We start from the raw sequence: 23,407 nt of genomic DNA on the forward strand, positions 1-23,407 counted from the left end.
AGGGTAGAGGAGATCGGCAAACCTCGCTGTCAGGCCGGTCGCGCTGCGGCCCGCTCCCAGGCGCCGCGGTGCGCGGCGAGCAGGCGCGCGGCGTCGGCCGCCGCGTCGGGCTCCACGGGTTCCCGCGCCCACCTGTCGATGACAGGTGCCATGCCGTCGATGAGACGCCTGCCGACGGGGGTCAGGCGGGGCTGCGCGGCCAGCACCCGCACTGTCTCTCCGACGGCCCGGGTCCACCTGACGAACTCGACCTCGGCGTGCTGGCGGGCCGCCCGGTCGCGTTCGGCGAGCCGTTGCCGGCGCCAGAAGCCGGCCACCCCCAGGTGGGCGTACGCGCCGTGCAGGAGGCCTTCCAGCGGGCGGGGGTCGGGCCGCCACGGCGCGTAGAACGACTCGTCGGGGCCGGGCTGCACGAGCGGGAACAGGTCGGTAAGCGCGGCCAGCTTCAGGTGTTGGATCTCGTGGGCGAGGGCGACCGCCGCCGTGCGGGCGTCCGGTGGCAGGGACAGCGCCACCGCGCCGAAGCCGTGGTGGAACGTGCCGCTGCGTACCCCGGCCCGGGGTGGGTTGAGCGGCACGAGCGTCCGCAGCGCCACCGACACCTCCTCGGCGACCGCCCGGTGCTCGTCGACGAGCAGGCGCCACGCCCCGCGCAGCCGGTGCTGCCAGCGGCCGAGGTCGCGGACGGAACCGGCGATCGGATGGGCGCCCACCCCGAGCGCCACCGGCACGTGCAGCCATGTGCCGGTGTCCAGCAGCAGCCGCAGCGTGAGCCCGCCGTGGGCGGCCCGCAGCTCCGGGTAGGGCCGCCAGCGGTGGTCGGGCGTGTGGTCGTACCCGATCTCGATCCGCTCCCCGGCGCAGCGCACCTCCGCGCGCCCGCCGACGCAGCGCACGTGGGCGCGGGTCGCCGTGGGGTCGACCCGCAGGGTGCCGAGGCCGGGCAGGTCCAGCCGGCCCGGCGTGGCCGGGTCGAGCGGCACGTCCAGGTCGGCGTCCGCGCGGGCCCGCACCGCCGCGGCGGCGGCGACCGCCGCGAGCAGACCGGGGTACGCCGCGGCGCGTTCGCCCCGGCTCAGCAGCGACGCGGTGCCGAAGGCCCAGGAGGCGACCGGCGGATGGCCCCACGCCGCCTCACGCTGGCCCCGCTCCAGGCCACCGACCAGCCGGTACGCGGCCTCGACAGCCGCCCGGTCCGGATGGTCCACGCGGTGGGTGAGGACGACGAGCGCCCGGATCAGGAGCAGGTTCTTGCTGTGCTGGGCGGAGCGCAGCAGGTCGACGGCGCCCGGCCCGCCCCCGCCCGCGGCGAGGGCGTCCAGGACGGCCCCGGGCAGCCGGTGCCCGGCCGGTGTCACCGGGACACCGCCCGCAGCGCCGCCACGTCCCGGCGCAGCGTCCGGCGGATGTGGCCGATGAGCCGGTACAGGTCGGGGCAGTACACCGACGGGTTGTCGAAGCCGCTGCCGGCGCGCCACCTGTGGGTGTAGAGGCCGCCGCCGCAGACCCGGTGCAGGTCGCACGCCTGGCACTGCGCGCAGAGCCCGGGCACTCCGGCCTGCTGGGCCCGGACACCTGGTTGCTCCAGGGCGGCGTCGAAGTCGTCCCGGTCGACGTGCAGGCCGGTGCGTCCGGCGCCGGCGTGGGCGGCGCCGAGCGTGTCGTCCATCTCGATGGCCCCGTCGGTCTCCACCACCGCCACCGCGACCGGGCTGATGCCCACACCGGACAGGCGGGAGGAGCCGCCGAGCAGCAGTTGGATGATCTCGTCGAACAGCCGGACGCCTGTCGACTGCCCACCGTCGGAATACCACTCGTCGAAGACCGCGCTCAGCCAGTCCGCGTACGGGGCCTGCCGGGCGTCGGCGCTGCGACCGGCGGGTGGCGTCGACCAGGTGCCGTGCGGCAGCAGGAAGTCCACCACCGGCGGCCGGTGGGCCAGCAGACTGCGGTACGTGGCGACCGGATCGTTGCGCAGGTCGACGGTGCAGAGCAGACCGTTGAACAACCGGGGGTACGACCCGGTCAGCCGCAGCAGCGCGGCCTCGACCCGGTCGTGGCTGCCCCGGCCGTCCGGGCCTCGCCGGTGCCTGTCGTGTGCCGTGCGGTCCCCGTCGAGGCTGACGCTGACCCCCACGTCGAGCCTGTCGAACAGGCGCAGGAACGCGTCGTCGAGGCGGACGCCGTTGGTCTGCACGGTCATCCGCACGGGCACCGGGGCGGCGCCGCGCCGCAGCAGCTCGACGGCCCGTTCGACACCGGCCACCCCGGCCAGCAGCGGCTCACCGCCGTGCAGGACGACGCTGACCTGGCGTAGCTGGTGCCGGCGGGCGTGCTCGCCGATGCGTTCACCGGTGCGCGCGAGCGTCGTCGCGGACATCGTCCGGGGTCGGGAACGCCAGCGCTGGTCGGCCATCGTGTAGACGTAGCAGTGGTCGCAGGCCAGGTCGCAGCGGCTGTGCAGCTTCACCACGAACTGCCGGAAGGGAACCGGGGGGCCCGGCGGCGCGGGGCGGGCCACCGTGCCGAGTGTGGGCCGGTGGTCGCCAACGGGTCCGGGCATCAGACGCTCCGCCGTCCTGTCGGTCACCGGTCGGGCCACCTACCAAAGTGGAGCATACATCGACGTGTGACGTTCCGGGTGCCCCCGCTGACCGGCCGGCGTCGGGGTGGAGCCGTCCTAGCTGGTCCGGCCGCCGTCCGGATGTCCGCCGGGGCGGCGGCGCACGGTTATCATGAGCACACTCAGCGGATCTGGCGACCGGTCAATGTCTGGCCCGGCGGTGGGGCCGACCGGTGCGGTGCGACACGGAGACAGGCGGTGGTCGGGGATGGACACCGGAGAGGACGACCTCCACTCGGAGTTGATCGACCTGACCGAGCTGGATCTTGCCGAGCTGGACGCCATCCCGAACGGCGTCCTCGTCGCCGCGCTGGGGCGACTCGACCGCCGCGCCGCCGCCGGTGACCAGTACGCAGCCTTCGAGAGTGCCCTCGATGGCAACGACTGACCCCACGGGCGCCGCGGTGACACCGGCGACCCGCACCACCGCCCGGGCCGGGGGAGACCGATGAAGATCAACAAGGATGGGCTGGCGGGGGCCGCCACGATCGTCTCGTTCGTGTCACCCGCCGACGACACCGGCCGCAGCAGCGCGGTCGCGAACGTGGCCTGGATCCTCGCCGGCAGCGGCAAGAAGGTGCTCGCCGTCGACTGGTGCCCGAAGACCCCGAGGGTGTACGACTTCCTGCGGCCGGTCCAGGTGGACGCCGTCCCGGCGGCCCGGACGCTCGGCGACGACCTCGCCGCGGTGCTCACCCCCGCATCTGACGCCCGGCCGGCGCCCCAGTCGACGGTGATCACGCCTGTGCCGCCCGAGCAGGGCACCCTCTACCGGTACGCGGTGTCCGGCTCGACCGCCACCTTCAGCATGGTCGGTCTCGACGCCACCACCGGAGGGCCGCTCACCGGGGACGCCATCGGGATCCGACACCTGCTCCAGCAGGCCGACTACGACTACGTCCTCATCGACGCCCCGGTGGACCTGAGCGCGCCGGGGATCACCCATACCGCCGTGCTCAGCGACGTCGCGGTGGTCTGCATGCCACCTCGTCGGGTGTTCGTCCAGCAGGCGGCGAGCCTGGCCAAGGAGTTGCAGCAGCAGGCCACCGGCGGAATCCGGGTGCTCGCCGCACCGACCCTGCACGAGGTTCCCGACCCCGGGCACGGAGGGTCCCGGGACTACGTCCGGCAGGCCTTCGCCTGGCTGCTGGAGGAGCCGGCCGGCGGGGCCGCGCCGACGGGGATCCTGGAGGTGCCGGCGCACAACTACGACACGTTCGAAGACGTGCTGTCCGTGCTCGCCGACGACCCGGACGACCCGAACAGCCCGCTGAGCGCGTACGAGCGGATCGCGGGGTGGATCACCGGGGGTGAGGTCACCAGGGCGGCTCCGGTGCCGGCGCGGATCCGCCGGCGCTACCGGCACGCGGTCCAGTTGGAGCAGGCGGAGAACCTCGGCGACACGGTCGTGGCGTACGACCCGGTCGACCGACCGTGGGCGGACTGGATCGCCGGGCAGTTGCGCCGCACCGGCATCCGCTCCCACCTGCGGCCGGTACGCCCCGGCGAGCAGCCCGATGTGGACCCGGACACCACGGTGCTGGCGGTTCTGTCGCCGGATCTCGCCGAGACGGGCCTGTCCCGGCTGCGTCCGGACACCGCCGACGCCTCGGCGGAGATGCTCGGTGTCCTGGTGGCGGGGGAGTCGTGGCGGGAGCCGTTCGCCCCCGAACAGGTCGTCGACCTGCGCGGCGCCGACGGCGTCCGGGCGCAGTCGTTGCTGCTGAGCCAACTGGGTCTGATCGCCCCCGCGCCACCCGTCGGCGACCGGCGCAACGTGCCGCGCTTCCCGGGGGACCGCGGCCGGCGGGTGCGCGTGAACGTTCCTCCCCGAAACTCCTCGTTCGTGGGCCGCGACGACTATCTGGAAAAGCTGCGCGATCACCTGACCAGCGAGGACGGCCCGGTGACCCTCACCGGCGGCGCGGGGGTCGGCAAGAGCGAACTGGCCCGCGAGTTCGCCCACCGGTTCGCGTACGACTACGACGTGGTCTGGTGGATCCCGGCGCAGGACCGGGAAACCGTGCAGAACGGCCTCGGCGCGCTCGCCGACGAGATCAAGGCGGTGGACAGCACCGGGGCGGCCGAGGCGGCGTTGAAGGCGCTCGCCGCGCCCGACGGCGCTTTCCCGCGCTGGCTGCTGATCTACGACAACGCCGACGACGCGGACGTGTTGAGAGGCTTTCTGCCGCGCGACGGCGTGGGGCACGTCCTGATCACGTCGCGGGACGACGGCTCCTCCGGGCTGCCCTCCCCGCTGGAGGTCGCCGCCCTGACCGGCGACGAGAGCGTGGCCATGCTGCGCCGGGTCCTCGGTATCAGCACCGAGGACGCCCGCTCGATCGCCGTGGCGCTGGAGCACCTGCCGCTGGCCCTGCGCCTCGCGACGGCCTGGATGCGGCAGCGCACCCTGGCGTTGGAGCGCGGCGGGGTGCCCAGCCTGGAGGCGGTGAGCCAGAGTGTCCGCGAGCTGCTGGCCGCGCTGGAACGGCAGTCCGAGGAGGAGCTGGGGGAGAGCATCCCCGGGTCGCACACCTCGAGCGTGGCCCGGGTCCTGCGGATCACGCTGGCCGCGTTGCGGGCCACCCCCTTCGGGGAGCTGGCCATCCGGTTCGCCGAGCTGAGCGCCTTCCTCTCCCCGGAGGGCATCGGGCTTCCGCTGCTGCGGTCCACCTCGATGCTGACCCAGCTCGCCGCCGCCGCCGGCAGGGACGCGGACGAGTTGCTGCTCGACGCCGGCGAGGTGGACCTCGTCCTCACCGTGGGCACCCGCTTCGCGCTCTACGACGTGGACTGGGGGCACGCGTCGGCGCTGCGCATGCACCGCGCCATCCAGGTGCTGCTGCGGGGTGCCATGCCGGAGCCGAAGCGGGGCGAGCGGCACCGGCAGGTCCTGCGGGGCCTCGCCGGCTACGCACCGACGGACCCGGAGGCGGACGACAGCCGCTACGCAGGCGTCTTCGACGAGTTGCAGCAGCACCTCGTCCCCTGCGGCGCGCTGGAGTCCGACGACCGGCAGGTCCGGCACTGGGTCGTCAAGCAGATCCGTCACCTCTACCTGACCAACGACAGCGACGCCTGGCGCTCGGCGCTGCGGTTGGCCTCGGCGACCTGCAAGCGGTGGGGCGGCGGCGAGGACCTCGACCAGTTGACCATGCGGCTGTTTGTCCAGACCGCGAACCTGAACCGGGCGCTCGGCGAATACCAGGAGGCGTTGCGGCTCGACGAGCTGGTCCTGAGCGAGCAGCGCCGCCGCTACGGCCTGCGCCACTTCCGTACCCTGGTCGCCGGCCGAGGTCGCGGCGGCGACCTGCGCGGCCTCGGCCGTTTCGAAGACGCCCTGGTCGAGGACCAGGCCACCTTCGAGGGTTTTCGCTCCCTGGTCGGCGACGACCACCCGAACACCCGGATGGCGGTGAACAACCTCGGCATCTCGTTCCTGCTCACCGGTGACGCCCGGGAGGCCCTGCGGCTGGCCCGTCAGGAACGCGATCGCCGGATGCTGCTCTTCGGCCCGGAGGACCCACGGACCTGGCGGGCGTCGTGCCAGGTCGGCACGTGCGAGCGGGAGGTCGGCGAGTACGACAGGTCGCTTGCCACCCTGCGCGAGGCGCTGGCGCGGATCCACGAGCTGCCCACCGGCAGCCTGCTCGACGAGTTGCGGGTCAACCGCAGCCTCGCCGTCACCGAGCGCCGCCTCGGCCTGGCCATCTCGGCGAAGAAGCGCAGCGCGGAGACGTACCGCGGCTATGTCCAGAACCTCGGCGAGGACCACCCGCTCACCCGCGGCAGCCTGCTCAGCCTCGCGGCCGACTACTACCGGGCCGGCGACGCCGGGATCGCCGTGAAGCACGCCACGCGTTGTCTGCGCGGCTACCTGCGGAAACTGGCGTCGGAGCACCCCTTCACCGCGGTCTGTTCGGTCAACCTCGGCCTGTTCCAGCGGGGCCTGGGGGAGTTCGACCAGGCCGTCTCGTCCGGCGAGAGCGGTCTGCGCCCCCTGCGGGCGAAGCTCGGCGACGCGCACCCGTGGACGCTGGCGGCGACGACAGCCCAGGCCGGCCACCTGGCCGCACGCGGCGACCTGGACGCCGCGTTGACGACGCAGGAGGAGGCGCACGGGACCGCCCTGGGTTACCTCGGCCGCGCCCACCCGGTCACCCGGGACGCCGCCGCCAACCTCGCGGCGATCCGCGCGCTCCGCGAAGGCGCCCCCGGTGCCGGCGCACTGACCGACTCCGACATCGATGTGCCGCAGGGCTGAGGGAGAGATCAGGTGACGGATCCGGAGCTGCACGACGCCCTGGTCGAGGAGACGGCCGAGCAGGACGTCCCGGGCTTTCTGAAGAAGCGGGACCTCTGCCGGGGGCTGCTGCTCAGCGGCTGCGGCGTCTACCACGTCGCCCACTACACGAGCGGGGTCCTCGACTTCGCACTGGACCTGCTCGACCACCCGTCGGTTCCGGTTCCGGTTCCGGACGAGGAGGACGCGTCGCAACGCCGCGAGGTGTACCGCCGGGTGGGTGCGCAACTCGTCTACCGGGTCAGCGAGCTGCACCGCCGGCTGGGGGAGTTGCAGACGGGAGCGCTGATCCGGACTGTCGTGCAGACCCGTACGGGTCTGGTCTTCTGCAACTCGGTGGTCGGCAACGAGCACATCGTGGGATTCGCCGCCGTCCCCGAGGCGGACACCGGGCCGGTGGCCGACCCGAGCCGGGTCAGTGTCGTCGACCGGGCCGCCGCGCATCTCGCCGGCGACCTGCGCAGGCTGCTGCGGCAGCGGTCGCAGAACCCGGGCGGCTGGGACGGCGACGAGGAGGCGCCACCACCGGCCACCGTGCCGGACGAGTTCCGCCCCCACCACATCGGGGCGCCGTCGCCGGACGGGACGCTCACCGCGTTGCGACCGCAGGGCCTGCACTACCTGAGCCACCACCGGATGGGTGATCAGGAGTGGGCCGTCGACATCCTCGACCACCCCGACCTGGACCCGTTCTTCAACAGGGGCGTCACGGTGGCCGATCGGCGGGACCGCTACCAGCGTCTCGCCGGTGACCTGTCGCTGCTGGCCCTGCAGGTGGGTCGGGACCTGCGCCGGGCCGTGGTCGGGAACGTGACCCGGCTGGTGCTCGACGTGGAGATGGGCGCCGTCTACTACTACCACCTCTCCCCGGACGACTACCTGGTCGGTGTGACCCTCGACCAGGATTCGGTCGCCCGCGCCGACGAGGACGTGGCGGCGGTGGCGCGACTGTTCACGGCCTGAATTGTCGCGAGGATTCACGCGGTTCGAGATTGAGGTGGTCGGCCCGCGTCGATATCCTCACCTCGGATCAACGGGGGGTTCGACGCGTCGGTTGGGTGGCCGTGACCGTAGTGGCGAGATCAGCGGCCGTGGCCGCCGCCGCCCTGGCCGGCCTGGTCGTGGCCTGGGCCGGCGACGTGGACGGGCTCGAACGCGCCCCCGCGTACCTGCTCCTCGCCTCGGTCCTGCTGGCGGTGGGCCTGGTCGGCAGCACCCGCGACATCAGTCTCGCCGAGGTACGCGCCCACCTGGGCACCGTGCTGCTGGCCGTCACCGTCGGTGTGGTCGCCAAGGCCGCACTCATCGCCGGTGTGATGGTGCTGGCCTTCCGCGACCCCGCGTTCCTGGTCCTCGGCGTGGCAGTCGCCCAGATCGACCCGCTCGCCGTGGCCGCCATGAGCCGCCCCGACCGCACCTCCGCGCGGGCCCGGTCCATCCTGTCCATCTGGGCGTCCTTCGACGATCCCATCACGGTGCTGCTCACCGTCTACGTCTCCGCGTTCGCCCTGGACCTCGGCGGCGGCGACGGGGGCGCGCTCGCCGGCGCCATCAGCGACCGCCCCCTGGACCTGCTGCTCGATTTGCTCGCCAACGTGGGCCTCGCCGTGGGGGCCTGGCTGGTGTGGCGACTGCTGCGTGCCGCCGGCCTACGCGAGGACGCGCACCGCCCCCGGCTCCGTACGGCGCTCAACTGGCTGGCGGTGGCGCTGCTGATCGCCATGGTCCTGGTCGCCGCGTGGCAGTTCCTCATGCTCGGCCTGGCGATCGCCGGGCTCTTCTTCCGCCCCCGGCTCGGCCCCGTCGTCGGCCGGTCCACCCAGGCGGCGTACCTGGTCGCTACGTTCCTGCTGGGCCTGCTGCTGGTGAACGGCGTCGACATCCTGCCCGGTGTGGTGCTCGGGCTGGCGGCGGTGGCGGCGCAACTGGTGGTGTCGGTGCCGATCACCCGTGGCCTGCCCGCGACCGACCGACGGTATCTCGCCTGGGGGCAGCAGAACGGCATCACCGCGGTGATCCTCGCCCTCGTCCTGGAACGGGACTTCCCCGGCACGGTGGGGATCGTGGCGACGGCCATCGTGGTCATCAACGTCATCCACGCCCTGGCCACGGCGGTGCTCGACAGGCGTCGACCCGGCGGCCCCGGCGACACCGCGCACCGACCGGACGCCGACCCGACGCCGCTCGGCGCTCAGCCGGCGAGCAGCAGCTGACGGACCCGGCCGCCCAGCCCGTCGAAGACCGACCGCGCCTGCGACCAGGTACGCGAGTGGTCGACCGGATCCACGCCGTCCTCGCCACCGCCACCGGCGGCGGCCAACCCGCTCAGCGTGTCCAACTGGAACAGCGGCAGGTACTCGGCTATCCCGTCGTACGTCTCGCAGAGCAGATCCAACCGCTCCGGGTCCGTCGGTTGGGGATCGGCGCGGTGGCCGGCGTACCACTGCTCCACGCCCTCGCGGAACGCCTCGATGAGGCGGCGCAGGACCACCGACGTGCCCACCGCCCGCTGCACGTCCCGCGAGCGCAACAGCGACCGTAGGGCCTGGCCGCCGTCCGCGCCGCCGACGGTCGCCACGCGGTGCGGGGCGAACGCGTCCCGCAGGCGGCGCTCGAAACCGGTGAGCTGGTCCAGGGCGTCGATGGCCTCGACGAACACCCGCGCGACACGCCCCGGCAGCGGCGGCGTCGCCCCCGCCTCCGGCTGGTGCTGCGGTACGACCCCGAGCAGACCGGCCGGACGCAGCTCGCCCCGGATCTCGTCGAGCTGGTACGACAGGTGCTCGATGGAGCGCTGGGTGTTGCTCTGCTGGCGGTGGATCCGTTCGACGCGCTGGCGTACCGAGGTCAGCGCGTCCGCGCCGATCGCCTGCTCCAGCCGGCGCATCAGGGCCTTGACACTGCCCGACAGGTCCTCGGCGAAGGACTGCGGGTCGTGCACGATGGGCTCGACGCTGAACGTGCCTGCGAGTTCCGCGGCGAACTCCGTCGGCAGGTGGCCGACGACGACGAGGATCACCTCGCTGTCCGGGACGGCCGCCCGGATCGCGACGACCCGTCGGTGCAGGTCGTCGACCTCCTCCGCCTTGAGGATCGACTCGCTGAGCAGCACGCAGCAGCCCGCGTTGCGTTCCTCCACTGGTATCCAGAAGTCGACAGGCAGGTCACGCATCGACCCGAGCAGATGGTCCCGCTGGTACGACCAGCCGTCCTGGGTGAGCACCCGCCGTACGTCGGCGGCGACGTCCTGCCGGTTGGCCAAATCGAACTGGACCCGCACGACCTCGCGGACCATGACGTGGGTGACGGGTGTGCCGGCCTGGGCGGCGCGCTGGAACAGGTGGTAGCAGAGCCGGATCACCCGCCGGGGCACCCCGTCGGCGAGGTTGGCCAGGTATTCGGTGGTCTCCACGGTGAACGGCGCGAGCCGGGCCTGGCCGAACGCCCGGAGCTGGGTCTGCCTGATGAACGTGCGCACGTCCTCGCCGGTGAGCGCGGACATCCGGACGATCGGCCCGATCCGCTGGCGTACCTCGGTGCTGAGCAGGTGCAGCATGTCGGGCAGCCCGGCGATCACCAGCAGGGCACCGGCGGAGGTGAACACGCCGAGCAGCCGTTGCAGGCGGGCCATCGTCTCCGGGCCGGGGCGGCCACCCGCGGTGAGGATCTTGTCGAGCTCGTCGAGGACCAGCACGAAGCGGTCGTGCCGTCGACCGTGCAGCAGGGCCAGCACGCCCATCGCCTCGACGGCAGTGGCCTCCACGTCCGTACTGGGAGTGACGCCGGCGGCGACAAGCGCCGGGCCCGGCGGATGACCCGACAGCCAGTCCCATGCTGCGGCCTCGGTGCCCGGGTCGAGCAGCATCGCCAACGCGGTGCCGAACGCCGGGTCGGTGGTGACCTCCGCCAGGTCCGCGCGAAGCCGCTGGACGAGCTGATCGGCCGAGGAGCCGGGCAGGTAGCCGGTCACCAGCTCACGGACCGCGTCCCGGGACAGTCGGGTCAGGAACCGGCGGTGCAGTGACAGGAACGTGTCGCCCGGCGCGTCCAGGTAGATGGCCTGCCCGGCCGCTCCGGTGACCCGTCGGGCGTGGGCCAGCAGCTCGACCGCGAGATGGGTCTTGCCGGTGCCGTAGTCACCGACGAGGGCGACCACGGCGCCGTCACCGGTGCGGAGGTAGTCGTCGAGTTGGTCGGTGGCGTCGCGGACGGCGGTGGTGACCACCGTGCTCCCGCCGGTGCCCTGCTCCGTCACACGGGCCACGGCCGTCGGGGAGAAGGGATTGACCGGGCCTGCCGCCGGTGGACCTTCGACTGCGTCCATCTCCGTGATCCTCCGGTAGCTCCGGCCTGGGCGCCAGGTGTCGGGGGACCCGAGGCCGACCCGTTCCTGCGCCCCCTCCGGCCCGTCTGGCAATCGTAACCCTCGGTGGCGAGCCAGGGGGACCGGTACGCATCCACCGACTGTGTCGTTCACCTGGGAAAAGAGCCGATCAGCCGGGGTGCCGATGGTCCGGTCGGATCGACTGCGTCGAATACGATACGAGGTGGCCCGGTCCCGTGGATCGCGGCGTCGCGCGGACGAGGGAGTTGGTCGATGACGGGTCCGGTCCCCGGCGCGTACCGCCCCGCCGGGAGGGCGCTGCGGATGGTCTTCGCGGTGATCGGCCTGCTCGCGCTGGTGCTCGGCTACGTGGGCTTCGACCGGATGCTGCGGGCCGAGCCGGGCAGCGGCTACGACCTGTACGACGTCGTCTACTACGACATCCAGCTCTTCGTGCTCGGCGCGGAGCCGTTGCAGGATCCCGGCCCCTACCCGTGGCAGTTGCAGGTCGCCCGGTTCGCGGCCCCGCTGTTCACCCTGCTCGCGGTGGTGGAGGCCAGTCGGTTGCTGCTGGCCGCCGAGATCCGCCGGTTGCGCGCCCGGCGGGCTCGCGGGCACGCGGTGGTCTGCGGCGACTCCCAGTTCGCCCACATGCTCGCCGACCGGCTCTTCAGCGAGGGCGAGCGGGTGGTCGTCGTACGCGCCGAGCCGTTCGGGCCGCTGGAGTACCGGCGGCGCCGCTACCTGGGGGTCACCGGCGACCCGACGAGCCCCGAGGTGCTGCGCGGCGCCGGTCTGCCGCACGCCCACACGGTCTACGCCTGCACGGACGACGACGACCGCAACCACGCCATCGCCAACGCGGCGAGTCGGTTGATCCAGGACCGGCGGCAACCGGCCCGGGTCTACGTGCAGGTCCACGACCCGGAGATGTGCCTGTCGTTGCAGGCCCGCCGGTTGGGTGCGGCTGGTTCGAGCCGGCTGCGGCTGGACTACTTCCACGTCGACGACGTCGCCGCCCGGGCCCTGCACCGGCACCACCCCCTTCCGACCCCGACGGGTCGACCGGTCCGGATCCTCATCGCCGGCCGGGGCAGCTTCCGCCGCGCCGCGCTGGTGGCCAGCGCCCGGCACTGGCAGCTGCGCCAGGCCGAGGCGCCGCCCGGTCGGCAGGTGCCGCCACTGCGCGTCGACCTGGTGGCGCCGGACGCGACGGTCGAACTCGAGCTGGCCACCGCCCGGCACCCGTTCCTGCCGGCCGCCTGCCAGGTCCGGGCGTACGACCTGGACCTCGACGGTCTGGTCGGGTCGGGGATGCTGCGCGGTGGCTACGACCGGCTCTACGTGTGCGCGGTGGACGAACGCAACGGCCTCCAGTTGGCGCTGGACACCCCGGCGCTGTGGCAACGGGCGGAGAGCACCGTCTTCGTACCCGTGTACCGGCAGGCGGCGCTCGCCGCCGCGTTCCACGGCGACCGGCGGCACGACCTGCTCGACGAGGTGCACGGCCGGCTCCAGCTCTACCCGGTGCTGACCCGGGCCTGCGACGCCCAGCTGATCGCCGAGGACCTCACCGAACGGCTGGCCCGGCAGATCCACGACAAGTACCTCCAGTCGCAGGCCGAGGCCGGCGTGCGCCGGGGTTCGGCGCCCGCCATGGTGGACTGGGCCCGCCTCCCCGAGTCGCTGCGCCGGGCCAACCGCGCCCACGTGCAGGACATCGCCGGGAAGCTGCTGAGCCTCGGTTGTGTGGTGGCGCCCCGGCACGGCACCACAGGCGGTACGGCGGATCCGGGCGCCAGCCGGGCGATCGACGACCGGATCGACGAACTGGCCCGGATGGAACACGAGCGGTGGTGCCGGGAACGGCGGGGGGAGGGCTGGGTGTACGGCGAGCCGCGCGACGACGTCCGCCGCCGGCATCCCACGCTGCGGCCCTGGGACGAGCTGCCGCCGGACGTCCAGGAGATGAACCGCAACGAGATCCGGGCGCTGCCGGAGGTGCTGTCCGACGCCGGCTTCGAGATGATCCGGCTGACCGCCGAGGGCGCCGACCCCGCCCCCGGCCCGCCCGCGCCGCCCCGGCAGAGCGGCGCAGCCGGTGAGTCCCCGCGTACGTCGGGCGGCGCGTCGGGGGAGATGATCGGCGGATGACGCTGGACCCTCGGCCGGTCCGGGTGGGGATCACCGGGCACATCAACCTGACCCCCGCCACCGAACGGCTCGTGTACGACGCGCTGCGTACCGAGCTGCGCCGGATCAGCGAGCGGCCGGTGCGGGGTGTGACCTGTCTGGCCGCGGGCGCCGACCAGGTCTTCGCGCGGGCGGTGCGTGCCACCGGCGGCGTGTACGAGGTGGTCCTGCCGGCGCCGGACTACCGAGAGCGGGCGATCCCGGTGGCGGGCCGGGCCGCCTTCGACGAACTGCTCGGCGGCGCGGTCGAGGTCGTCCACACCGGATTCCGGCACTCCGGCACGGCCGCGTACGTGGCCGCGAACCGGGAGCTGCTGCGCCGGGTGCAGCGTCTGGTGGCCGTCTGGGACGGGGAGCGCGGCTGCCACGAGGCGGCGACCGACCGTACCGTGGGCTGGGCGCGGCAGCGCGACATCCCGACGACGGTCCTGTGGCCGCCGGGTGCGCGCCGGACCGACTCGGCGGGCTGAGGACGCGGCGGGCTGAGGACGCGGCCTCTCCCGGCCGGCGCGGCCGGGTCTCACCCGGCAGGTGACGCCACCTGATGAGGGGCGTTTGCGGCAGTTACCGCACCTGGGCCGGTGGTCACGACCCATGCTGCACGGGGGACAGGAGGCGCGGCGGCCCGCAGCACGGGTCCGGACCCGGAGGGACTGACCATGTCCAAGGCCAGCGACGCCGACGGCGTCCGGGCTCGGTCGCGTTCCACGTCCGGCGCGGTACGCGTCGCGTTCGCCTTCTGGATCACCCTCGTCGGGACGACTGTGCCGACCCCGCTCTACCCGCTCTACGAGAGGCAGTTCGGCTTCTCGTCGTTGACGGTGACAGTGGTCTACGCCCTCTACGCGCTGGGGGTGGTCGTCGGACTGCTGGTGTTCGGCCGGCTCTCGGACCAGATCGGCCGTCGCCCGGTCATCCTGGCCGCGCTGATCCTCTCCGTCGCCGCCGACGCCGTCTTCCTGTTCGCCGTCGACCTCGCGATGATCATCGTGGGTCGGGTGCTCGCCGGCCTCTCGGCCGCGCTTGTCATCGGAGCGGCGACCGCCGCCCTGGCCGAGCTCATCGACCCCCGGCACCCCAAGCGTGCCGCCACCGTCTCGATCTTCGCGAATTTGGGAGGTCTCGCCGCCGGCACGCTGCTGGCCGGGGTCGTGTCGGACGTGGCACCCGAGCCGCTGCGGCTGCCCTGGGCCATCGTGCTGATCCTGGCGGTGGTCGCGATCGTCGCGCTGCGCGGGGTGCCGGAGACGGTGCGGGAGCGTTCCCCTGTGGCGATCCGGGTGCAGCGGCTGTCCGTACCGGCGAACATCCGCGGTGACTTCGTCCGTTCGGCGATCACCGGCGGTGCGGGCTTCGCCGCGCTCGGAGTGCTCACGTCGGTGACCGGGTTGTTCCTCGGCATGGTTCTGCACAGGACGTCCCACACGCTTGCCGCGCTCGTGGTCTTCCTGGCGTTCATCGGCGCGGCCTTCGGTCAGCTCCTGACCCGCGTCCTGTCGTCGCGCGCCGCGCTGGCGTACGCCTGCGCCGGTCTGGTCGTGGGGGCCGGTCTGCTCGGGTTCAGCATGTGGAGGGCGGTGCTGGCGACGCTGATGGTCAGCGCGGCGCTCATCGGGATCGCCGCCGGGGTGGCCGTCGGCGACGGCGTCGCGACGATCACGATGAGGACCGCGCCGCAGCACCAGGCCGAGGTGGTGTCGACCTTCTTCGCCATCCTCTTCGCCACGCTCGGCGTGCCAGCGGTAGGGGTGGGGCTGCTGATCCAGGCGACCGGGCTGCGTCCCGCCGGTGAGATCTTCAGCGGGGTGGTGGCGGTGCTCGCGCTGGGTGTCCTGTTCAGCCTGCTGCGCGGCGGCCGGACCCGGTCCCGGGGCTGATCGCGGGTCGGGTTCGTCTGGGGCGCGGAGGTCTTGCGGCGGTCATCGTATACAACATACGCTCCCCGAATCGCCCACTTGAGGAGCTCTCCATGACGAACCTCTCCGTCAGCGAAACGAGCCGTCTACTCCGGGCCGCGGTGGCGGTCGTCGCCGTCGCCTGCACCGTCGTCGCCTGCTCACCGGTGTCGGACGACGGGGGCGGCACCGGGTCCGGCGACAGCCGGTCGGCAGGCCAGGACTCCTTCGGTACGCCGGCCGACCCCGCCGCCGTCAAGCAGGGCGGAAAGCTGGTCATCGCCCTCTCCGCGGAGCCCGACGCGCTGGACCCGACACTCTCGCGCAGCCTCTACTCCCGGTACGTCTTCCAGGCCATGTGCCAGAAGCTCTACGACGTCAACGAGCAGGCGCAGGTCGTACCCCAGCTCGCGACCGCGCTGCCCACGACGAGCGGCGACGGGCGGACGGTCACCATCCCGCTGCGCCAGGGCGTGCGTTTCGCGGACGGGACCCCGTTCGACTCCGCCGCGGTCAAGGCCACCCTGCAACGGCACCTGACCAACGCCCGGTCGGCGCGCCGCAGCGAACTCGGCCCCATCGACGGCGTCGACACCCCCGACGCGCAGACCGTCGTCCTGCGGCTGAAGCAGCCGTTCGCGCCGCTGGTCGGCGCCCTCGCCGACCGCGCCGGCATGATCATGAGCAGCAGGGCGTTGCAGAGCCTGGGCGACGACTTCGCGTCGGCGCCGGTCTGCGTCGGCCCCTTCAAGTTCGCCAAACGGGTCCCGCAGAACTCGATCGACGTGGTGAAGGACCCGAACTACTACGAGGCCGACAAGGTCCACCTTGACGCGATCTCCTGGCGGATCCTCAGCGACGCCAGCATCCGGGCCGCCAACCTGCGCTCCGGCGACGCCCAGGTCGCCGACAGCGTCTCCACCCAGGACGTGGCGTCGCTGCGGCAGGACTCCTCGGTCTCCGTCCTGCAGTCGCAGTCCCTCGGCTACCAGGGCCTCACCATCAACGTCGGCAACGTCGACGGGGTCGGCACCGCACCCAAGCCGATCAACCGGCCGCTCGCGCAGAACGCCAAGGTCCGCCAGGCCTTCGAGCACGCCATCGACCGCAAGGCCCTCGTCGACGCCGTCTTCAACGGCGTGCACACCGCCGCCTGCTCGCCCATCTCGCCCGCCAGCCCCTTCTCGTCCCCCGAGGCCCAGACCTGCCCGGCGCACGACCCTGCCAAGGCCAAGCAACTGCTCACCGAGGCGGGCGTGCAGACGCCGTACCCGGTGACGATGCTCGCGTCGAACACACCTGACACGCTGCGCCTCGCCCAGGCACTCCAGGCGATGGTCAAGGAGGGCGGGTTCGACCTGAAGATCAACCCGGTGGAGTACTCGTCGCTCCTCGACGAACAGGACCGGGGCAACTTCGAGCTGCTGCAACTCGGGTGGAGCGGACGGATCGACCCGGACGCCAACATCACCAACTTCGTCGGCACCGGCGCGAGCCAGAACGTCTCCGGCTACAGCAACCCCCAGCTCGACACGCTGCTGACCCAGGCCCGGCAGGCCGGCGACGTCGAGGAGCGCAAGAAGCTGTACGGGCAGGCGGTCACGCTGCTCCAGCAGGACGACGCGCTCATCTACCTGTACCGGCAGCGCAACCTGACCGCCGTCGCCAAGCAGATCCAGGGTCTGCAGGTCTTCCCGGACGGCGTGATCCGGGCCGCGTTCGCCGGCTACACCAAGTAGGTCGCCGTGGCCCGATACCTGCTCACCCGCGCCTGGCAGTCGGCCCTGACCCTGCTGATGTCGACGATCGTGGTGTTCGTCGGCGTACGGGCGCTCCCCGGTGACCCGGCCCTCGCCCTGGCGGGGGAGGACCGGTCGCCGGAGGCCCTCGAGGCCATCCGCCGGCACTACGGCCTGGACCAGCCGCTGCCGGTCCAGTTCGCCCAGTACGTGGAACGCGTGGCGCAGGGCGACTTCGGTGTGTCGATCCGGACCGGCACGCCCGTCTCGTCGATGCTGACGACCGCCCTGCCGGTGACAGTCGAGCTGTCCGTCCTGGCGATCGCCATCGCCTCGCTGCTCGGCGTCGGCGCCGGGGTGCTCGCGGCGGTCCGCCGTGGCCGTCCGGCGGAGTGGTTCGCCAACGCGCTCGCCCTGATCGGACTGTCGGTGCCGCACTTCTGGCTCGGGCTGCTCGCGATCCTCTACCTGTCGGTGGCGACCGGCCTGTTCCCCGCGTCCGGGTTCGTGCCGCTGCTGGAGGACCCGGTCGACAACCTGCACCACATCGTCCTGCCGGCGGTGATCCTCGGCACCGGCCTGGCCGCCATCATCATGCGGCAGACCCGGTCGGCGATGCTCGACTCGCTCTCCTCGGACTACGTCCGCACGGCGAAGGCGAAGGGCCTACGCCCCCGCGCCGTCGTCACCAGGCACGCGCTGCGCAACAGCCTCATCGTGGTGGTGACCGTCGTGGGCCTCCAACTCGGAGGGCTGATCTCCGGCGCGGTCGTCACCGAGCAGATCTTCGGACTGCCGGGCTTCGGCAAGATGACGATCGACGCCGTGTTCCAGCGCGACTATCCGGTGATCCAGGCGGTCGTGCTGCTCACCGCGACGGCCTACATCGTGATCAACTTCTTCGTGGACCTGCTCTACTCGGTCATCGACCCCCGCATCCGGGTGACGGGAGATCCGGCATGACCGTCCTCACCGTACCGATGGCCGAGACCGACGCGGTGAGCATCACCCGCCGGACCCGCGTCCTGCGCCGGTTGCGCCGCAATCCGCTCGCCGTCGTGAGCTTCGTCGTCCTCGCACTCGCGGCCGCCGTCGCGCTGCTGTCGCCGTGGCTCGCCCCCTACTCCGTCGACCAGACCGACTTCGCCCGCACCTTCGCGCCCCCCGGGACATCCGGTCACCTGCTCGGCACCGACGACCTGGGGCGCGACGTCCTGTCCCGGATCATGCTCGGCGCTCGGGCGTCGTTGCAGGTGGGGCTGCTGGCCGTGGCCACCTCGCTTGTCATAGGCGTACCCCTCGGGCTGGCCGCCGGCTACTTCCGGGCCTGGGACGCGGTGATCTCGCGCTTCACCGACCTGCTTCTCGCGTTTCCGTTCCTGATCATGGCGGTGGGCCTCGCGGCGATCCGGGGCGCCAGCCTCGGCAACGCCGCGGTGGCCATCGGCATCGCCCAGATCCCCGGCGTGATCCGGGTGGTGCGGTCGGACACGCTGCGCCTCAAGTCGCTGGACTTCGTCGCGGCGGCCGTCGTGGACGGCGCCAGTGACCTGTGGGTGCTCGCCCGGCACATCCTGCCCAACGCGACGTCGGTGATCCTCGTGCAGGCCACTGTCGCGATCCCGGCGGCGATCCTCGGCGAGGCCGTGCTCTCCTTCCTCGGCCTCGGCATCCAACCCCCGGCCCCCAGCCTCGGCACCATGCTCGCCACCGCCCAGCAGTTCGCCGCCCGCGCGCCCTGGGCCGCCGTCCTGCCCGGCGTCGTGATCATGGGGTTGGCGCTGGCGTTCAACGTCTTCGGTGACGCCCTGCGCGACGCCCTCGACCCCAAGGGAGACAGGCGATGACCACGGCCCCCGCGAGCACCGCCACGAAGGTCCTGGAGATGCGCGACCTGTCGGTCTCCTTCCCGACCGAGACCGGCACCGTCTCGGCTGTCGACGGGGTCACCCTGGACCTGGCGGCCGGGGAGATCGTCGGGATGGTGGGCGAGTCGGGCTGCGGCAAGAGCGTCACAGGCATGAGCATCGCCGGTCTGCTCCCGGGCAGCGCCCGGGTCACCGGCTCGGCACGCCTCAACGGCACCGAGCTGGTAGGAGCCCGCGAATCCGCACTCCGTCGGGTACGCGGCCGGGAGATCGCGTACATCTTCCAGGAGCCGATGACGTCGCTGAACCCGGTGCTCACCGTCGGGCGGCAGATCGCCGAGGTGCTCCAGGTCCACGAGCGGATGTCGCGGCGGGCCGCCCACGCCCGCGGCGTGGAGCTGCTGACCCTCGTCGGCATCCCCTCCGCGGCGCACCGCGTCGACGCGTACCCCCACCAACTGTCCGGCGGCATGCGCCAACGCGTGATGATCGCGATGGCTGTCGCCTGTGGCCCGAAGGTGCTGGTGGCCGACGAACCGACCACCGCGCTCGACGTCACCGTCCAGGCCGGCATCCTCCAGGTCCTGCGGGACCTGCGGGACCGGCTCGGCACGAGCATCCTCATCATCACGCACGACCTCGGGGTGATCGCCGACATCGCCGACCGCGTCGTGGTCATGTACGCCGGCCGCGTGGTGGAACGGGCGCCGGTCACCGAGCTGTTCGCGCGCCCGTACCACCACTACACGGCCGGACTCCTGTCGGCGTCGCCGAAGCCGGGGCGACACGCCAGCACCGCGCGGCTGGCGGAGATCCCCGGTCTGGTGCCCGTCCTGTCGACCCAGCCGGACGCCTGCACGTTCGCCGACCGCTGCCCGGCGGCCGACGCGCGGTGCCGCGAGTCCGCGCCGCCGCTGGAGGTGGCGGGGGACGGGATCGACCACCTCGCGGCGTGCTGGCACCCGTGCCCGCCGCAACCCCGGGAGGCGAACCGATGACATCCCGACCGAACGCCCTGGAGATCGAGGACCTGGTGATGCACTTCGGCCCGGTCCGCGCCGTGGACGGGGTGTCCCTCACCATCGCCGCCGGCCGGGTCACGGCCCTGGTGGGAGAGAGCGGCTCGGGCAAGTCGACAGTCGGCAGGTGCGTCGTACGCCTCGTCGAACCGACGGCGGGCGTGGTCCGGATCGCCGGCACGGACGTCACCCACCTGTCCCGCCGGCAGCTGCGCCCGCACCGCGACGCGGTGTCGATCGTCTTCCAGGACCCGGCCGCCTCCCTGGACCCGCGCATGCTGGTGGGTGAGATCGTGGCCGAGCCGCTGCGGCTGGCCGGCCGGCGCGTTCCGCGGCGCGAGCGGGAGGCCCGCGTCGCTCCGCAGCTCGAACGGGTGGGCCTGCGCGCCGAGGTGGCGCGGCGTTACCCGCACGAGCTGTCCGGCGGGCAGCGCCAGCGGGTCAGCATCGCGCGGGCACTGATCTCCGAGCCGATGCTGCTCATCGCCGACGAACCCACGAGCGCGCTCGACGTGTCGGTGCAGGCCTCGGTGCTCAACCTCCTCGCCGACCTGCAACGCGACATCGGTTTCGCCTGCCTGTTCATCACCCACGACCTGTCCGCCGTCGAGTACCTGGCCGACGACATCGCCGTCATGTACCTGGGCCAGCTCGTCGAGAAGGGCTCCCGCGAGCGGATCTTCGCCCGACCCGCCCACCCCTACACGCAGGCGCTGCTGGCGGCCGCGCCGGTGGCCGACCCGGTACGCCAGCGCCAGCGCCAGCCGGTGCTGCTCGGCGACGACCTGCCGTCCGCGCTGGACCCGCCGTCCGGTTGCCGCTTCCGGACCCGGTGCCCGCTCGCGTTCGACAGGTGCGCGACAGAGGTGCCGCCGCAGGTGCCGATCGGCGACGGCATGGCAGCCTGCCACCTGGTCCAGCCGGACGGCACCGGCCCCGACGTCCGCACCGCAGATCCGAGTGAGGTGTTGTCATGACGTTCACCACCAGACCGACGTTGCAGGGCACGTTCGGCATGGTGTCCTCGACGCACTGGCTGGCCAGCCAGTCGGCCATGGGCATCCTGGAACGCGGGGGCAACGCCTTCGACGCGGCGGTGACCGCCGGGTTCGTCCTGCACGTCGTCGAGCCCCACCTCAACGGGCCGGGCGGCGAGGTGCCGGCCATCGTGGCGACCGCGCAGGACCCGACCCCGAAGGTGCTGTGCGGGCAGGGCCCGGCGCCGGCGGGTGCCACCATCGCGCACTTCCGGTCCCTCGGCATGGACCTGATCCCGGGCGCCGGGCCGCTCGCGGCTGCCGTACCCGGCGCCGTGGACGCCTGGCTCCTGCTGCTGCGCGAGCACGGCACGCTGTCCCTCGCCGAGGTGCTGGAGCCGGCCATCGGCTACGCCGCCGCCGGCCACCCCCTTGTGGGCAGGGTCGGCGACACCGTGGCGGCGGTGCGCTCGCTGTTCCAGGAGCACTGGCCCACGTCCGCCCAGCTCTGGCTGCGCGACGGCCGGCCACCGGCCGCCGGGGAGATGGTCACCAACCCGGCGTACGCCGACACCCTGCGCCGCCTCGTCGAGGCGGGACGGGCCGCCGGTCCCGACCGGGAGGCGCAGATCGAGGCGGCCCGTGGTGCCTGGAGCACGGGCTTCGTCGCCGACGCCATCGACAGGTTCAGCCGGCTGCCGTTCCAGGACTCCAGTGGACGCCCGCACGCCGGCCTGGTCACCGGCGACGACCTGGCCGCGTACTCGGCGACGTGGGAGGAGCCGGCCACCCTGGACTGGCACGGCTACTCGGTGGCGAAGACAGGCTTCTGGGGGCAGGGGCCGGTGCTGCTGGAGACGCTGTCGGTCCTCGACGCGCTCGACGATCCGGGCGCGTACGACCCGGCCACCGCGGCCGGCATCCACGCCCAGGTCGAGGCGCTCAAGCTCGCCTTCGCCGACCGGGAGGCCTGGTACGGCGACAGCGCCGACGTGCCCGCCAAGGCGCTGCTCTCACGGGAGTACGCGCGGGAGCGGGCCGCCCTGATCGGTGACCGTGCCTCGGCGGAGCTGCGTCCGGGGCGTCCCGACGGGGCGCGGCCGCGCCTCGCGGCTCACGTACGGCCGGGCGCCGGGCGTCGTGCCGACCCGGCGGACGCGACGACCGGTGAGCCGACTGTGCAGTCCGACGGGGTGACCCGGGGCGACACCTGCCACGTGGACGTGGTCGACAGGTGGGGCAACATGATCTCGGCGACCCCGAGTGGCGGCTGGTTGCAGAGTTCGCCCACCATCCCGGAGCTCGGGTTCCCGCTCGGCAGCCGCCTGCAGATGTTCTGGCTCCAGGAGGGTCTGGCGTCGTCGCTGGCGCCCGGCCGTCGGCCGCGTACGACGCTGAGCCCGACGATGGTGCACCGCGACGGTGAGCCGATCCTGGCGTGCGGCACGCCCGGTGGCGACCAGCAGGACCAGTGGCAGCTGCCGTTCCTGCTGCGTCACCTCGTCGCGGGGCAGTCCCTCCAGGAGGCGATCGACGCGCCCGCCTGGCACACGGTCAGCCTGCCTGGGTCGTTCTATCCGCGCGACATGCAGCCCGGCGTACTGGTGGTGGAGGAACGCCTCGACGACGACGTGCGGGAGGCACTGCTGTCGTACGGGCACGACGTGCGGATCTCCGACGCGTGGAGTCTCGGCCGGCTCTGCGCGGTCACCAGGGATCCGGGCACCGGCGTGCTCGCCGCCGGGGCGAACCCGCGCGGTATGCAGGGGTACGCGTGCGGTCGCTAGCGGGCGCCGTATCCGCCCTCGGCGTTCTCGTACGCCGCCGCGGAGGCCGCGTCGAGGTGGGCCAGCGCGGCCCGTTCGGCGCGGTCACCGTCGCCTGACTCGATGGCGTCGACAAGTTGGATGTGCTCGGCCCACGAGTGCGGCGCGCGTTGCTCGGCCCCCAGCCGGAAGACCCACTGGACGTGGAGGTACAGCGACTTGGCGATCGACGACAGCCAGGGGTTTCCGCTGATCTGGAGGATGCGCAGGTGCAGGGCGCTGTTCAGTTCGGCGACCCGGGGCAGGTCCTGCCGTTCGGTCGCCTCGCGGCCCTGGTCGAGCAGCGCGCGCAGGGCCGCGACGTCCGCCGCGCTCGCGCGTTCGGCGGCCAGCCGGGCGGCCAGCGCCTCCAGGCGCTCGCGGACGGCGAACATGTCCCCGATGGTGCCGCTGCTCGGCGAGGCGACGACCGCGCCCCGGCGGGGGAGGATCACCACGAAACCCTCGGCCTCGGCGACGCGCAGCGCCTCCCGGACGGGGTTGCGGGAGACGCCGAAGTCCTCCGCCAGCCGGTCTTCGGTCAGCCGCTCGCCGGGCAGGTAGTCGCCGTCGATGATGGCGGTCCGCAGCGCCGTGAGGACCTGGTCGCGTAGCGGCAGGTGCTGAGCGCCGAGCTTGTCCCGCAGGTCTTCCGCCACCT

Annotated in this window: 17 protein-coding genes; 13 read left to right on the forward strand and 4 right to left on the reverse strand. The window is 72.9% G+C overall.

The window, feature by feature from the left end; all coding sequences use genetic code 11:
• Positions 1-29: 29 nt before the first annotated feature.
• Complete coding sequence (locus AB0N27_RS05780; RefSeq protein ID WP_364363713.1) at positions 30-1,358, reverse strand: HEXXH motif domain-containing protein; 1,329 nt, start codon at positions 1,356-1,358, stop codon at positions 30-32.
• The gene (locus tag AB0N27_RS05785) at positions 1,355-2,563 is read right to left on the reverse strand and encodes an FxsB family cyclophane-forming radical SAM/SPASM peptide maturase (RefSeq protein WP_364363716.1); all 1,209 of its coding nucleotides are present in this window, start codon (positions 2,561-2,563) and stop codon (positions 1,355-1,357) included. Before AB0N27_RS05785 ends, AB0N27_RS05780 begins: the two co-directional genes overlap by 4 nt.
• Before the next feature lie 268 nt (positions 2,564-2,831).
• Here AB0N27_RS05785 and fxsA point away from each other — a divergent pair, with 268 nt between their 5' ends.
• The 4 genes from fxsA (at position 2,832) to AB0N27_RS05805 (ending at position 9,139) form a co-directional block, all read left to right on the forward strand.
• The gene (gene fxsA / locus AB0N27_RS05790) at positions 2,832-3,011 is read left to right on the forward strand and encodes an FxSxx-COOH cyclophane-containing RiPP peptide (protein ID WP_364363719.1); all 180 of its coding nucleotides are present in this window, start codon (positions 2,832-2,834) and stop codon (positions 3,009-3,011) included.
• A 60-nt stretch (positions 3,012-3,071) separates the two neighbouring features.
• Complete coding sequence (fxsT, locus tag AB0N27_RS05795) at positions 3,072-6,887, forward strand: FxSxx-COOH system tetratricopeptide repeat protein (RefSeq protein ID WP_364363723.1); 3,816 nt, start codon at positions 3,072-3,074, stop codon at positions 6,885-6,887.
• Positions 6,888-6,899: 12 nt separating this feature from the next.
• Entirely contained in the window at positions 6,900-7,889 is a 990-nt protein-coding gene (locus tag AB0N27_RS05800) for a hypothetical protein (protein WP_364363726.1), read from the forward strand.
• A gap of 101 nt (positions 7,890-7,990) precedes the next feature.
• Positions 7,991-9,139, forward strand: coding sequence for a hypothetical protein (locus AB0N27_RS05805; RefSeq protein WP_364363729.1), 1,149 nt, complete (start codon positions 7,991-7,993; stop codon positions 9,137-9,139).
• Here the strand turns inward: AB0N27_RS05805 and AB0N27_RS05810 are convergent.
• The gene (locus tag AB0N27_RS05810) at positions 9,118-11,250 is read right to left on the reverse strand and encodes an AAA family ATPase (protein WP_364363732.1); all 2,133 of its coding nucleotides are present in this window, start codon (positions 11,248-11,250) and stop codon (positions 9,118-9,120) included. The genes AB0N27_RS05805 and AB0N27_RS05810 overlap by 22 nt on opposite strands.
• Before the next feature lie 273 nt (positions 11,251-11,523).
• Here AB0N27_RS05810 and AB0N27_RS05815 point away from each other — a divergent pair, with 273 nt between their 5' ends.
• The 9 genes from AB0N27_RS05815 to AB0N27_RS05855 all read left to right on the forward strand — a co-directional run bounded on the left by AB0N27_RS05815 (position 11,524) and on the right by AB0N27_RS05855 (position 22,728).
• Positions 11,524-13,404: a RyR domain-containing protein gene (locus AB0N27_RS05815; RefSeq protein WP_364363735.1), complete on the forward strand. Its 1,881-nt coding sequence runs from the start codon at positions 11,524-11,526 to the stop codon at positions 13,402-13,404.
• Positions 13,401-13,913, forward strand: a complete 513-nt coding sequence (locus tag AB0N27_RS05820) for a hypothetical protein (protein ID WP_364363738.1) — start codon at positions 13,401-13,403, stop codon at positions 13,911-13,913. Before AB0N27_RS05815 ends, AB0N27_RS05820 begins: the two co-directional genes overlap by 4 nt.
• A gap of 189 nt (positions 13,914-14,102) precedes the next feature.
• Complete coding sequence (locus tag AB0N27_RS05825) at positions 14,103-15,320, forward strand: MFS transporter (protein ID WP_364363741.1); 1,218 nt, start codon at positions 14,103-14,105, stop codon at positions 15,318-15,320.
• A 92-nt stretch (positions 15,321-15,412) separates the two neighbouring features.
• Positions 15,413-17,077 carry an ABC transporter substrate-binding protein gene (locus AB0N27_RS05830; RefSeq protein WP_364363744.1) on the forward strand — a complete coding sequence of 555 codons (1,665 nt, stop codon included), beginning with the start codon at positions 15,413-15,415 and terminating at the stop codon, positions 17,075-17,077.
• 6 nt (positions 17,078-17,083) lie between these two features.
• Entirely contained in the window at positions 17,084-18,040 is a 957-nt protein-coding gene (locus AB0N27_RS05835) for an ABC transporter permease (RefSeq protein ID WP_364363748.1), read from the forward strand.
• A complete protein-coding gene (locus AB0N27_RS05840; RefSeq protein WP_354829143.1) occupies positions 18,037-18,924 on the forward strand; it encodes an ABC transporter permease in 888 nt (295 codons plus the stop codon). The genes AB0N27_RS05835 and AB0N27_RS05840 overlap by 4 nt, the downstream gene beginning before the upstream one ends.
• Positions 18,921-19,943, forward strand: a complete 1,023-nt coding sequence (locus AB0N27_RS05845; RefSeq protein ID WP_364363752.1) for an ABC transporter ATP-binding protein — start codon at positions 18,921-18,923, stop codon at positions 19,941-19,943. Before AB0N27_RS05840 ends, AB0N27_RS05845 begins: the two co-directional genes overlap by 4 nt.
• On the forward strand, positions 19,940-20,941 hold the full coding sequence (locus tag AB0N27_RS05850) for an oligopeptide/dipeptide ABC transporter ATP-binding protein (protein WP_364363755.1): 1,002 nt from the start codon (positions 19,940-19,942) through the stop codon (positions 20,939-20,941). Before AB0N27_RS05845 ends, AB0N27_RS05850 begins: the two co-directional genes overlap by 4 nt.
• The gene (locus AB0N27_RS05855; RefSeq protein WP_364363758.1) at positions 20,938-22,728 is read left to right on the forward strand and encodes a gamma-glutamyltransferase family protein; all 1,791 of its coding nucleotides are present in this window, start codon (positions 20,938-20,940) and stop codon (positions 22,726-22,728) included. The genes AB0N27_RS05850 and AB0N27_RS05855 overlap by 4 nt, the downstream gene beginning before the upstream one ends.
• Here the strand turns inward: AB0N27_RS05855 and AB0N27_RS05860 are convergent.
• The gene (locus AB0N27_RS05860; RefSeq protein WP_364363761.1) at positions 22,725-23,405 is read right to left on the reverse strand and encodes a GntR family transcriptional regulator; all 681 of its coding nucleotides are present in this window, start codon (positions 23,403-23,405) and stop codon (positions 22,725-22,727) included. The genes AB0N27_RS05855 and AB0N27_RS05860 overlap by 4 nt on opposite strands.
• Between the last annotated feature and the right edge of the window lie 2 nt (positions 23,406-23,407).

This window comes from Micromonospora sp. NPDC093244 (assembly GCF_040683695.1).
GTDB lineage: Bacteria > Actinomycetota > Actinomycetes > Mycobacteriales > Micromonosporaceae > Micromonospora.